Source organism: Amycolatopsis sp. NBC_00355 (assembly GCF_036104975.1).
Lineage (GTDB): Bacteria > Actinomycetota > Actinomycetes > Mycobacteriales > Pseudonocardiaceae > Amycolatopsis.
On record NZ_CP107982.1, the window covers coordinates 2,250,581 to 2,263,657 of the forward strand.

The 13,077-nt window shown below is 72.3% G+C and carries 8 protein-coding genes, 1 pseudogene and 1 riboswitch; of the genes and pseudogenes, 1 reads left to right on the forward strand and 8 read right to left on the reverse strand.

Annotation, left to right across the window (positions count from 1 at the left end; all coding sequences use genetic code 11):
• Nucleotides 1-152: 152 nt before the first annotated feature.
• Nucleotides 153-914, reverse strand: a pseudogene (locus OHS18_RS09000) (alkaline phosphatase D family protein); the annotation flags it as partial.
• 231 nt (nt 915-1,145) lie between these two features.
• Here OHS18_RS09000 and ligD point away from each other — a divergent pair.
• Nucleotides 1,146-3,161, forward strand: a complete 2,016-nt coding sequence (ligD, locus tag OHS18_RS09005) for a DNA ligase D (protein ID WP_328616610.1) — start codon at nt 1,146-1,148, stop codon at nt 3,159-3,161.
• A 47-nt stretch (nt 3,162-3,208) separates the two neighbouring features.
• Here ligD and OHS18_RS09010 read toward each other — a convergent pair whose 3' ends face one another.
• The 7 genes from OHS18_RS09010 to metE form a co-directional block, all read right to left on the reverse strand.
• Nucleotides 3,209-3,940 carry an SWIM zinc finger family protein gene (locus OHS18_RS09010; RefSeq protein ID WP_328616611.1) on the reverse strand — a complete coding sequence of 244 codons (732 nt, stop codon included), beginning with the start codon at nt 3,938-3,940 and terminating at the stop codon, nt 3,209-3,211.
• Nucleotides 3,933-6,950 (reverse strand): DEAD/DEAH box helicase, encoded by a 3,018-nt coding sequence (locus OHS18_RS09015; RefSeq protein WP_328616612.1) that lies wholly within the window; start codon nt 6,948-6,950, stop codon nt 3,933-3,935. The genes OHS18_RS09010 and OHS18_RS09015 overlap by 8 nt, the downstream gene beginning before the upstream one ends.
• A 341-nt stretch (nt 6,951-7,291) precedes the next feature.
• Nucleotides 7,292-7,747 carry a peptidase inhibitor family I36 protein gene (locus OHS18_RS09020; RefSeq protein WP_328616613.1) on the reverse strand — a complete coding sequence of 152 codons (456 nt, stop codon included), beginning with the start codon at nt 7,745-7,747 and terminating at the stop codon, nt 7,292-7,294.
• Nucleotides 7,748-7,870: 123 nt separating this feature from the next.
• Nucleotides 7,871-8,044, reverse strand: a complete 174-nt coding sequence (locus OHS18_RS09025) for a hypothetical protein (RefSeq protein WP_328616614.1) — start codon at nt 8,042-8,044, stop codon at nt 7,871-7,873.
• 96 nt (nt 8,045-8,140) lie between these two features.
• The gene (locus OHS18_RS09030; protein WP_328616615.1) at nt 8,141-8,935 is read right to left on the reverse strand and encodes a maleylpyruvate isomerase family mycothiol-dependent enzyme; all 795 of its coding nucleotides are present in this window, start codon (nt 8,933-8,935) and stop codon (nt 8,141-8,143) included.
• Between the two features lie 278 nt (nt 8,936-9,213).
• The gene (metF, locus tag OHS18_RS09035) at nt 9,214-10,089 is read right to left on the reverse strand and encodes a methylenetetrahydrofolate reductase [NAD(P)H] (protein ID WP_328618497.1); all 876 of its coding nucleotides are present in this window, start codon (nt 10,087-10,089) and stop codon (nt 9,214-9,216) included.
• Between the two features lie 71 nt (nt 10,090-10,160).
• The gene (gene metE / locus OHS18_RS09040) at nt 10,161-12,500 is read right to left on the reverse strand and encodes a 5-methyltetrahydropteroyltriglutamate--homocysteine S-methyltransferase (RefSeq protein WP_328616616.1); all 2,340 of its coding nucleotides are present in this window, start codon (nt 12,498-12,500) and stop codon (nt 10,161-10,163) included.
• A gap of 116 nt (nt 12,501-12,616) precedes the next feature.
• Nucleotides 12,617-12,853, reverse strand: a riboswitch (cobalamin riboswitch).
• Nucleotides 12,854-13,077 lie beyond the last annotated feature (224 nt).

The window sequence follows — 13,077 nt, forward strand, 5'->3', positions numbered from 1 at the left end:
GCTGATCAACTTCCTGTACGCGACATACCCACCCGAGGCAGGCCATAGTGGCCCGGCCCCTGGGCGAACTGTCCAGTCATCAGGTCCAGGCGAACTCGCTGCCGGTCGAGCTATCTTCGCTGTTGAAGGTGCAATATAGTTGTAGGTTGACGCACTTCGTGGTCGTCCCACTGGACGTAGGCGGGCACCTGGGAGACGAACCGCTTGAAGTTCTCGTCGAGCCGGTTGTAGGCGTGCTGGCCGCGGAACTCCGCCAGGGTCTCGGCGACCTTGGCCTTCTCCGCCGTGACGACGTTGCGCCACGTCCGGCCGCCGGGCAGCGCGACCGTCTCCGTCAGCGGGCCGTCGGAGTACACCGTGTCGCCGCTGTGCAGGAACACGTCCGGGCGGCGCGCGGCCATCGCGGAGAAGATCGTCATGCCGCCGAGGTCCGGGTTGATCCCCCAGTTCTGGCCGACGACGTCGCCCGACCACAGGATCCGGGTGTCGCGGCGGCCCACCGGCGCGGTGGCGAACCGGCCGGTCAGCGGCTCGCTCGTGGTGCGCCCGTCCAGGGACTCCGCCGTGACGCGGTAGTGGTACTCGGTGCCGGGTGCGAGGCCGGCGACGCGGACCTGCCCGGTCCCGCCGGTGGCGGGCCCGGCGAGCGGTCCCGGCAGCCGGCGGGCGTGCCGGAAGGAGGGGTCGCGCGCGATCTCGACGACCAGCCGCGACGGCCGGTCGGCGCGCGACCAGACGATCGCCGAGCCGGGCGTGACGTCGCCGGACTGGACGCCGTGGGTGAGCACCGGCCGGTCGCCCCGCACCAGCGGTGTCGCGGCGAAGGCCGTCGACGGCAGCACGAGTGTGGCGGCGGCGCCGGTGAGACCGGCCTTGAGCAACGAGCGGCGGGAGTGGTGGGTCGGTTCGGTCATGCGCGGTTTCTATCCCGCCGCGGCCAACGCCCGATTGCGCGCGGATGAACGACGTCCCCTGGTTTCCCCATGCCCGCGCGCCGCCGGAAGGTCCGGATCGGACCTTCGGCAGGTGCGCCGTGCGCGGGACGGGACCACCGTCCCCCGTCGGGGGCTTTGACCTGCGCAAACCCGGCGAACCTAGGCCGAACGGGTTACCGTCGGAGCACGGTACGGCGATCGGAGGTCGGCATGGTGTCTCGCGTCCCGGCGTGGGTCGAGCCGATGCTGGCCAAGGCCGACGGCGGGCGGCTGCGCAGCGGCCCCGAATGGGCCTACGAGTACAAGCTCGACGGCTACCGCGCCGCCCTGCGCATCGCCCCCGACGGCACCACCGTGCTCACCAGCCGCAACAACATCGACTTCACCGCCGAGTTCCGCGACGTCACCGGCGTCCTCGACCTCGACGGCCAGGCCGCCCTGCTCGACGGCGAGATCGTCGTCTACAACGAAGACGGCCGGATCGACTTCGAGCTCATGCAGGAACGCCGCGGCCGCTACGTCAAGCACCAGGGCTCCCTGCGCCGCGACGAACCCTTCGACGACCTCCCCGTCCGGTTCCTCGCCTTCGACCTCCTGCAGCTGGGTGCGCGCAGCCTGCTGGCCGAGCCCTACGACGAGCGCCGCCGCCTGCTGACCGGCCTGCCGATGCCCGACCCCTACAAGGTCTCCGTCGTGCGCGCGGTCACCTTCGCCGAACTCGACGCCGACCACCGCTCCCCCGCCCACTTCCTCACCCACGCCGCCGACGCCGGCTACGAAGGCGTCGTCGCGAAGCTCCGCAGCTCGGCCTACCAACCCGGCCACCGGCCCGACTCCTGGCTCAAGCACCCGTTCATCCAGACCCAGGAGGTCATCGTCTGCGGCTGGCGCCCCGGCCAGCGCAGCTTCACCGGCACCCTCGGCGGCCTCCTGCTCGGCGCCCACGACCCCGGAACCGGCGACCTCGTCTACATCGGCGACGTCGGCACCGGCTTCTCCCAGGCCGCCCGCGCCGACCTCGTCACCCTGCTGCAGCCCCTCGAACGCCGCACCCACCCCTTCGCCACGACGCCGCCGCGCGAGGACACCGCCCGGGCCCGCTGGGTCGAACCGCACCTCGTCGGCGAGGTCGTCTACCGGCAGTTCACCCGCGCCGGGCGCGTCCGCCACACCGCCTGGCGGGGCCTGCGGGCCGACAAGAAACCCGACGACGTCGTGGCGCCGCGATCCACCGCCGCCACGACCGCGACGCCGACGGCACCGCGCCCACCGTCACCGAAGCCGGAACCCGCGCCGCCGGTGGCGCTCGGGCCGAAGATCACCGTGCAGGCCGGAAAACGCCGGCTCACGTTGTCCAATCTGGACAAACCGTTGTTCCCGGACGGCTTCACCAAGGGTGAAGTCATCAACTACTACTCCCGCGTCGCTCCGGTGCTGCTGCCCCACCTCGCCGGGCGGCCGGTGACGTTCATCCGGTTCCCCGACGGCGTGGGCGGGCAGCAGTTCTTCGAGAAGAACGCCCCCAAGGGCGCCCTGGCGTGGCTGCCGACCGCGACGTTGCCGAGCACCGGTTCCCGGTCCGGACGCGGCGAAGGCACGATCGACTACGCGCTGCTCGAGGAATTGGCCGCGCTGGTGTGGGCGGCGAACCTGGCCGCACTCGAGCTGCACGTTCCACAGTGGACTGTCGGGCCCGGCGCGACCCGCCGTCCGCCGGACCGGCTGGTGTTCGATCTCGATCCCGGCCCCGGCACCTCCATCGTCGACTGCTGCCGGGTCGCCGAACGGCTCCACGACCTCCTGCTCGACGACGGGCTCACACCGTTCGCGAAAACCTCCGGCGCCAAAGGCATGCAGCTCTACTGCGGCATCCGCACCGACGACCCCGCCGCCCCTTCGGGCTACGCCAAACGTCTCGCCCAGCACCTCGCACGGGCGACGCCGGAGTCCGTCACGGCGGTCATGGCCAAGGCCCAGCGCGCCGGCCGCGTGTTCATCGACTGGAGCCAGAACAATCCCGCCAAGACCACCGTCGCGCCCTATTCCCTGCGCGGCCGGGACCACCCCACCGTCTCCACGCCGGTCACCTGGGACGAGGTCCGCGCCTGCCGGCACGTCAGCCACCTGACCTTCACCGCCGACGACGTCCTCGACCGCGTCGAAACCCACGGCGACCTGCTCGCTCCCCTCCTCGACACTCGAACACCCATACCTCACCAGCTGTAACGGCCTCGCCACTGCTCGCGACCCGCGGAGACCGGCGCAGCGAGGAGCTAAGGGCCGTGCTCTCCGGCGAGCGCCCGGTACACCGGCCGCAGCAGCTCGGCGACGGCTTCGCCGCCGACCGTGATCGTGAAAGGCGGGGCCTGGTCCAGGAGCGCGTCGAACGGCGTTCGCGGTCCGCGCAACGGCGCCGCGCCACCCAGGCCTGGGGCCGGACCGCAGTCGAAGAAGGTGTCCACGACTTCGGTCAGCGCCGGGGACCTGTCGTCGGGATCGAGCGGTTCGGCGGCGATGAGCCGGTTCTTCAGCTCCTCCAGCAGCGCTTCGCGGTTCCGGCCGCGCAGCGCGAGGACGGTGAACGGATCGTCGCCGACCCGCGCCACGAGCGCGGCGAACACGGCGTTCAGGTGACCGCACGGCACTGCGACGTCCGGGCAGGTGCAGTCCAGTGACACCTCCCGCGCCGACGACGGGAACAACGGCAGCCGGACGGCCTTGAAGATCTGTTCGACGTCCCGGGGCAGTTCACCGCTGAGCAACTGGACCGTGGCCGACGCTTGCGCGGCGAGCGCGTGGGTGATCGCCGCCCAGTCCGCTTTCCCGAACGCCGTCAGCCCGATCCGCACCCGGTAAGGGCGGCTGTCGTGCACTTCGGCGTCGACGCGCCCGGCGCCGACCTCCAAGGACACGACGCGCCCCTGGCCCTTCGCGGGCAGGAGGACGCCGATCGCGCTCAGCGCCCGGATGAACCGGGTCGGCCACCACGGGAGCGGTTCAGTCATCGATCGCGTCCTCCCCCAGGGTGAGCACGCCGCGCAGCGCGTCGGTGGACAGTTCGGTGAACCGGCTCTCGCCCTCGCCGACGACCATGCCGGCGAGCGCGCGTTTCCTGGTGATCAGGGTGTCGATGCGGTCCTCGATGGTGCCCGGGCAGACGAACTTGCGGACCTGGACGGTGCGTCCCTGCCCGATCCGGAACGCCCGGTCGGTGGCCTGGTTCTCGACGGCGGGGTTCCACCAGCGGTCCAGGTGCAGGACCTGGCTGGCGGCGGTCAGCGTGAGCCCGGAACCGCCCGCTTTGAGCGAGAGCAGGAGAATCCGCGGCCCGTCGCCGGCCTGGAAGCGTTCCACGATCGCGTCTCGCGCCCCTTTGGCCAGGCCACCGTGCAAAAACGCGACTTCGGCGCCGAGCCGCTCCGCCAGGTGGGGCACGAGCATGTGGCCGAATTCGGTGTACTGCGTGAAGCACAGCACCCGGTCGCCCGACGCCAGGATTTCCGCCAGGACCTCTTCGAGCCGGCTGACCTTGCCGGAGCGCTGCCCCATCGGGGAGCCGTCGTGCAGCAGGTGCGCGGGGTGGTTGCAGACCTGCTTGAGCTTCGTGATCGCGGCGAGGATGTTGCCGCGGCGCTTGATGCCCTGGCTGTTCTCGATCTTCTTCATCATCTCGTCGACGATCGCGCTGTAGAGCGTGCCCTGTTCGCGGGTGAGCCGGTATTCCTGCCGGATTTCGATCTTTTCCGGGAGCTCGGGGACGATCGCGGGGTCCGTCTTCACCCGGCGCAGCAGGTACGGCTGCGTGAGCCGGCGCAGCGCGGCGGCCGTGGCGGTGTCGCCGCTGCGCTCGATCGGGGCCGCGAACCGCTGGCGGAACTCGAACCTGCTGCCGAGCAGCCCGGGGTTCAGCAGGTCCAGCACCGACCACAGGTCCGCCAGCCGGTTTTCCACCGGGGTGCCGGTCAGCGCGAGCCGGTGCCCGGCCGGGAATCGCCGCACCGCCTTGGCCGTCGCCGTGTCGGCGTTCTTGATGGCGTGCGCTTCGTCGAGGACCAGGCGCCGCCAGGCGAAGGTCTCGAGTTCGCCGGCGTCGCGGGCGGCGGTGGCGTAGGTCGTGACGACGAGGTCGGCCGCGGCGACCTGCTCGGCGAGCGCGTCCCCGTGCGCGCGGGCGCTGCCGTGGTGGGCGTGGACACGCAGGTCCGGGGCGAAGTTCGCCGCCTCCCGCTGCCACATGCCGACCAGCGACATCGGGCACAGCACCAACGTCGGCCGGCGATCGCCGGCCGCCCGCTCGAGGGCCTCGAGCGCCAGCGTCTGGACGGTCTTGCCGAGGCCCATGTCGTCGGCCAGGCACGCGCCGAGCCCCAGCCCCGCCATGAAGGCCAGCCAGGCGACACCCCGCTGCTGGTAGGGGCGCAGCGTGGCCCGGAACGACGGCGGCAGCTCGACGGGCCGCAACTCCTGGTGGACCCGCCCGGCCAGGACGTCGCCGACCCAGCCGTCGGCGCTGACGCCGGTGACCGGGAGCGGCGCCTCCCGCGTGAGGTGGACGAGCTCCAGCAGCTCGGCCGCGGTGGGGGGCTCGGCGTGCCGGTGCGGGTCGCGGCGCAGGAACTCGAGCCCGGCGCGGAGCCGGTCGGCGTCGACGCTGATCCACCGGCCCCGCAGCCGCACCAGCGGGGTCTTCGCCGCGACGAGCTTCGCCAGCGTTTCCTGGCCGATTTCGTCGTCGCCCACCGCGATCGACCAGCGGAACGCGGCCAGCTCGTCGCGGCCCACCCGGCTGCGGGCGACGACCTGCTCCGACGGCGTGCTGCGGACGGAGAGCCGGAGCCCGACCCGGCGCCGGCCGTCCCAGGTGGCCGGGAGCTGCACTTCGAACCCGGCCTCGATCAGCCGGGTCGCGCCCGAGGTGAGGAACTGTTCGGCTTCCTCGACGGTCAGGTCGTGCTCGGCCGGCCGGGTCCGGCGCAACGCCGGCGCCAGCACCGGCTCCACCAGCGCCGCCCGGCCCAGTTCGGCGACGAACAACCCCTTCGGGTCCCGGACCAGCCCGTGCGCCTCGCCCGACCAGATCTGCTCCGCCGAGAGCAGCAAGCTCGGATCGGCCGTCGCCCGCAGGAGGAACTGCAGCTGCCACTTCGTGCTGTCACCGGTCTGGTCGTCGGGATCGTCCGCGTCCGGCTGACGCAGGGTGCCGACCTCGGCCAGCCGGAAACACACCCGGCCGTCGACGACGTCGGTGTCGGCGATCTCGTCCCACTTCGCGACCGCGTCGGCCAGGACACCGAGCTCCGCCAGCGGCAGCTCGACGCGGGGAGCGCCGCCCTGCAAAGCGGCCAGCCACACCCCAGCCGTGCCCCGGCTCCCGCGCAGGTCGACGGGCGGATCCGCCCGCCCCAGCCGGTCCCGGACCGCCGCGTCGACCAGGGTGTGGAGGGCATCGGTGACGAGCGCGCGCGGCGAGCCCCCGGTGAGCGGCGCGACCTGCTCGGCCCGCCCGACCGGCGGCATGGCCGCGACCAGCGCGTCGAACGCGACAAAATCCACGCCTTGGAGCACCGGCCGCCACCGGGCCTCCGCCGCGTCGCCCTGGCGGACCAGCGTCGGCAGCACCCGCCCACGCCGCACCAGGTCCGCGGCCAGGCGGGCCACCGCCCGCAGGTAGGTGACCGAAGAGCCGTACGAGGCCGAGTCGTCGAGGTCGTCCAGCTCCGTGGCGTCCACGATCAACGCCGGCACCGACCAGGGCCGCAACGACAGCACACTCCGCTTACCGCCGGCCGCCGTCTCGGAGGAGGCCAGCGGCCGATTCGCCCGCGACGGCAGCAGCAGCGTCGCCGAGGTGGGCTTGCCGGGATGCAGAGCGGTCAGCTGCGCGCTGGAGACCGCGAACGGATGCGGCAACGCGATCCGCACCGAACGGCTCGAGGTGCCGGCCCGGCCCCGGTCGTGCTCCGCCCAGAGCAGCAGACCCCGGCCCGGAGACCACAGCGCGTGCACCAGGGGCAAGGTCGGGGGCTCCTTCGTCCGGTCCGGGGTTCCCCGCAGATCGTCGCACGGCGGCCGTGGAGGCCGCCGCCAGCGTGGGCCGCAGGCAGCTCCGGGACACCGTCGGAGCGAGTCCGCCGACGTCGGCGGTCAGATCGGCCGAGCCGGACCGGATCCGTTCACCCCGGCCCGGCAAAGCCTGCTGGCCACCCGTCGGCGTCGAGGCGGGCGGAGGCCGGTTCCTCGTGATCTCGGCACCGCCCGCCCCTGACCGGTATCACCCGAGCGCCAGGTCGCCTACGCGCCGCTTCGGCAGAACGCGTTCACCCGGTCCGCTCGGTCGACCGGATCGGAATCTCCGCTCAGCTGACAAGCTCGTAATCGTGCGAGGCATTCTCGCGGGCGAGCGAGCCCAGATCTCCCTCACCACCGGGGTTGAAGGTGAAGTTGCGGCCCCCGTAGTTGCTGTTGAAGTAGACCTTCACCACCCAGATGCTGGTTTTGTTCTTCGCCGACCTGGCGTTGTTCTTCACGCACTGCCCTTTGCCTTCACCGGGCCCCTTGAATTCGTAACAACCCGGCTGCGTGCTGCCGTAGTTCGGTACCCGTCCGCTGAAGTCCGACACTGATCCGCTGAAGCCGTAGCCGTAGTAAAGGCAGAATTCGCCTGCCTCGCACACGCCGTTGCGGGCCGTCGCCGCATTGGCCGCGGGTGCGACCGTGGCCAGCAGCGCAATGCCTCCCCCCACGGCCAGCAGTGCCTGGGCAAGACGCTTTCCGACCGGTCCCAAGGTGTCCTCCAGAATCGACAGCGCCATCGTCGGCGCCTTTCCCCTCGCACACACCCGGCAGCCATTCGCGGTTTAGGGCCGGTAAGATGATCACCTGATCGGCGTAGGGCATCGATCCGGCGATGACGCCCGCCAATTCTGCGCCCCGGGCTATTCGCGCATCGGCATGACCGACGGCCTGGCCGACGAGGTGGTCGGCGGTCCGGCCGAGGCACCGGAGTCCGGCACCCCCGCGTAGCCGGGCAGCTCGACGCCGTTGATCGCGCGCTCGACCGAGCGTGGACTCGGCGTCCGCCCGCGGGAGCACGCCGCCAGACGGGCCACGGTCGTGGAGGCCGTGGGCCGGCTCGTCGAGCCTCGACCAGCCCGCGAACCGCCGACGGCGACCCCACGTCCCGTCGCTCCGAGCTGTCCGCGGGGTCAGTCGCTGGCGTGCGCGGTGTTGTCGAGCCAGTGCTGGGCAAGCTCGGTGTCGCCGTCGATGCTGATGCCGGCGGTTTCGCGGTCGGCGAGCGGGAGCCTGCGGGTCAGGACCTGCAGCAGCGACCGGGCCGGGCCGGACACCGTCACATCGGCCTGCCGGATTCCGGCCTCCCACGTCGCCCCGTCCGGCCGCCGTTCGACGAACCAGCCGTCCGCGGTGTCGGTGGCCCGCCACTGCAGGGTCTGGCCGGTGCCCCGGATGGCGTGCGCGGACTCGGGCCGCTGCATCTCCCACGTGGGCGAGGTGAGCATCGCGAAGAGGTTGCCGATGAGCGCGGCGGCGACGTCGGCTTCGACCTCGGCCGGCCGGTTCGCCGCGCCGGCCGCGTCGAAGCCGTGGACGACCGCCTCGTTCAGCATGCTGGACATCCAGAACCGCCCCCCGGACCGCCCGTCCCCCGCGGCGTTGAACACCGGCGCCTCCAGCGCTTCGTCGGAGCACGCGCTCGCGACCCGCTGCCCGGACTCCGCCAGCCACGCCGGCCACTCGCGGGGATCGGCGGGCAGCACGGCCATCTCCGTGGGCAGCTGGGTGGGGTCGGTGATGCGCCGTTCGATGATCTCCGCGACCCAGTGCTGGGTCTGGCCCATGTGCGCGACCAGGTCCGCGACGGTCCACTTCGGCGCGGTCGGCACGGCGGCGTCCGGTCCGGCCGCGGCGGCCGATTCCGCCAGCCGCCGGGTGTGGTCGACGATCGCGCGCCGGGTGGTGTCCGCGTTCAGCTCGGTCATGGGAGTGTCCTCGGTGTCGGTGAAACGGTCACTGGGCGTCCGGCCTCCGCGGGCACCCTCGGCTACGCGTCGAACGACGATAGCCGGGATCGACAACCCCCTCCGCACGATTTCGATCTTTCCGGCCGGGCCCGGCGGGGGCCGCGATCACCGCGGCTTTCCGGTCGCGGTCCGGCGGTCGCCCCCGGCGGTCGTGGTCCCGTCCGCCGGAGGCCTCCGGCATGGCTGCGGCTCGCGCCGGCTCGTCGTCGACCCGGATCCGGCGCGGCGTCGGGGCGTTACGCGGGAAACGGGAGCTCGGCGACGACTTCCGTGGTGGCCTTGGCGAAGTTGAACGTGATGAAGTGCAGGCCGGGGACGCCTTCGGCGAGCAGCCGCCGCGCGAGCAGGATCGCCTGTTCGATGCCGAGCGCCCGGACCGCCGCCGGATCGTCGGCGAGGGCGCCGAACCGCTCGGCCAGGTGCGCCGGGAACGGCGCGCCGGACAGCTGTTCCGAGCGGGCGATGGTCTTCATCGTGGTGACCGGCATCAGCGCGGGGATGATCGGCGTGTCGCAGCCGGCCGCGGCGACGCGGTCCCGCAGCCTCAGGTAGTCGTCGGCGTCGAAGAACATCTGGGTGATGGCGTAATCCGCGCCCGCCCGGCACTTCGCCACGAAATGCCGCGTGTCCTCCGCCGCACTCGCCGACCGCGGGTGCCCGTGCGGGAACGCGGCCACGCCCACGCAGAAGTCGCCGTGCTCACGCAGCAGCGTCACGAGTTCGCTCGCGTAGTCGAGGCCCTCCGGGTGACGGACCCACTCCCCCGTGACGTCGCCGGGCGGATCTCCCCGCAACGCCAGGACGTTCACGACCCCGGCGTCGGCCAGCGCCCCGACGAACGAGCGCAGCTGCCGGACCGAATGGTCGACCGCCGTGAGGTGGACCACCGGCAGCATCGTGGTCTCGCGGGCGATCCGCGCGGCCACCGCCACGGTGTTGTCCCGGGTGGACCCGCCGGCTCCGTAGGTGACCGACACAAAGCCCGGGTGCAAGGACTCGAGTTTGCGGACGTTCTGCCAGATCCGCTCCGCGTTGTCGGTCTCGCGCGGCGGCATGAACTCCAGCGAAAGCACCGGCGTGCCGGCGGCCAGGCGATCGCGGACCGTGCGCAGCCGCGCGGATCGCTGTGCGGGAACCGCGGCGGGCGGGGTGACCGCCCGCCGCGGGGAAAGCTGCCCGCTCGTCACGGGCGCGTCCTCAGCTGCCCGGTGGCCTCCACCAGGTTCGCCAGGGTCGCCCGCACCTCGGCGTAACCGCGGGTCTTGAGACCGCAGTCGGGGTTGACCCACAGCCGGTCGGCCGGGAACGCCGCGACGGCGGTGCGCAGGTGCCCGGCGATCTCCTCGACCGACGGCACCCGCGGCGAGTGGATGTCCCAGACGCCGGGGCCGGCCTCGTTCGGATAACCCGCACGGGCGAGATCGGCGACGATGGCCATGTTCGAGCGGGCCGCCTCCAGGCTGATCACGTCGGCGTCCATGTCGACGATGGCCTGCAGGACGTCGCCGAACTCGGCGTAACACATGTGTGTGTGGATCTGGGTGTCGTCCCGCACGCCCGCGGTGGCCAGGCGGAACGAGTCGACGGCCCACTCCAGGTACGCGGCGCGGTCGGCGGTGCGCAGCGGCAGGGTTTCGCGCAGGGCCGGCTCGTCGACCTGGATGACCGCGATGCCCGCGTTCTCCAGGTCGGCGACTTCGTCGCGCAGGGCGAGCGCGACCTGGCGGGCGGTGTCGCCTTCGGGCTGGTCGTCGCGGACGAACGACCAGGCGAGCATGGTGACCGGGCCGGTCAGCATGCCCTTGACCGGCCGTTCGGTCAGGCTCTGGGCGTAGGTGGCCCACTCGACGGTCATCGGCTCGGGCCGGGCCACGTCACCGACGATCAGCGGCGGCCGGACGTAGCGGGTGCCGTAGGACTGGACCCAGCCCTGCTGGGTGGCCAGGAACCCGGTGAGCTGCTCGCCGAAGTACTGGACCATGTCGTTGCGCTCGGGCTCGCCGTGCACCAGCACGTCCAGGCCGAGCTGCTCCTGCTCGGTGATGACCGCGCGGACCTCGGCGCGCATCGCCTCGCGGTAGGCGTCCTGCTCGAGGTTGCCCGACCGCAGCGCCGCGCGGGCCTTGCGCAGCTCCGTGGTCTGCGGGAACGAGCCGATCGTGGTGGTCGGGAGTTCCGGCAGCCGGAGGCGCTCCTCCTGGGCCAGGCGGCGCTTGCCGTAGGGGTTGACGCGGTGCAGATCGGCGTCGGTGACCGCGGCGACGCGGTCCCGGACGGCGGGCACCCGCACGATCGGCGACGCCGCCCGGGAGGCCAGGCGGCCGGCGTTGGCCCGCAGGACGTCGCCGATCACGGACCGGTCTTCGGTCAGGCCGCGGCGCAGCGTGACGATCTCGGCGAGCTTCTGCCGCGCGAACGACAGCCACCCGGCGATCTCGGGGTCCAGGTCGGCTTCGAGGGTGACGTCCAGCGGCACGTGCAGCAGCGAGCAGGACGCGGCGACGTCGACCGAACCGGCCAGGCCGAGCAGCGTGCCCAGGGTGGACAGCGCCTTGGTCAGGTCCGCGGCCCAGATGTTGCGCCCGTTGACCACCCCGGCGACCAGCCGCTTGTCGCGGATGCCGCCGACCGCGGCGAGCGTGTCGAGGTTGGCCGCGGCGGACCCGGTGAAGTCCAGCGCCAGGCCCTCGACCGGGGCGGCGGCCAGCACCGGCAGCGCGTCCCCGAGCTGGTCGAAGTAGGACGCGACCAGGATCTTCGGCCGCGCGGTCGCGGCGGCCAGGGTGGCGTAGGTGCCGGCGACCTCGGCCAGCACGTCCGCCGGCTGGTCGGCGACGAGCGCGGGCTCGTCGAGCTGGACCCATTCGGCGCCGGCTTCGTGCAGCTGCCGCAGCAGGTCGGCGTAGAGCGGGACGATCCGGTCGAGCAGGTCGAGTGGCCGGAACCCGTCGGTGGCGGTCGGGTCCTTGGCCAGCAGCAGGAAGGTGACCGGGCCGACGAGCACCGGCCGGGTCGTCACACCCTGCTCCAGCGCCTCGGCGAACTCGGCGAGGGGCTTGGCCGCGTTCAGCGTGAACGTGGTGTCCGGCCCCAGCTCGGGCACCAGGTAGTGGTAGTTCGTGTCGAACCACTTCGTCATCTCCAGCGGCGGCGCGTCCGCGGTGCCGCGGGCCATCGCGAAGTAGCGGTCCAGCTCACCGGCCGGCGTCGTGGCGTCCGGGACCGCGGCGACGTGGCGCTGCGGGACGGCGCCGAGCAGGACCGAGGTGTCCAGGACGTGGTCGTAGAACGAGAAGTGGTTGCCCGGGATCTCGTCGATCCCGGCGCCGCGCAGTTCGGCCAGGTTCTGCAGCCGCAGTTCACGGGCCGTGCCCAGCAGGGCGTCGGCGTCGACGCGGCCCTTCCAGTACGACTCGACGGCCTTCTTCAGCTGCCGGCCGGCACCTTGGCGCGGGTAGCCGTACACGGTGGCGCGGCTGGCCGGGGGTGTCTGGGGTGTCTGGGGTGTCGTCGGGGGTGTCACGGGGCTCTCCTTCGCGAGTCCACGTGGACCTGCGGGAGCGCACGACAAGCCGCGACCGGCGTCCGGTCGGGACTCGGCGATGACCCACCCACGAGGTCGCGGCCAGCACCCCACGGTCGTGGGGTGCGCAGCGGGCAGGTCTTCGGACTCGTGGGCGGTCCGGCTCTTTCCTACTGACCGTCGCTTCCCAAGCCGGGTGGCTCAGTGCTTGTCCTCGCTTGCTGCTCGAGGGACTGACGGCGTTCGTTCCCACTCACCGCTGCGGGGCAGTCCCGGATTCGCACCGGGTTCCCTCTTGCCTCGGTCACCGCGATCGTGCGTGCGGATCCCGAACCAGCTGCGTCGCCACTGTAGCGCGTCGCGCTCGGGTTTTCCTTGATTCTTCCGTCCGGCGACCGTGCGCCGCGGTAGGTGCGCCACGGGCGGTTCAGGCTGGTGCCCGCGAGCTGTTCCATGATGTGGGCGGTCCGGCCGGTGATCCGCGCGGCCACGAAGATCGACGTGAAACGGGTGCCGGCCCTTCTCCGCGTACATGACACGCACGAGAGATTCGTACAGTCCAGCAGTTCGTGGCCGT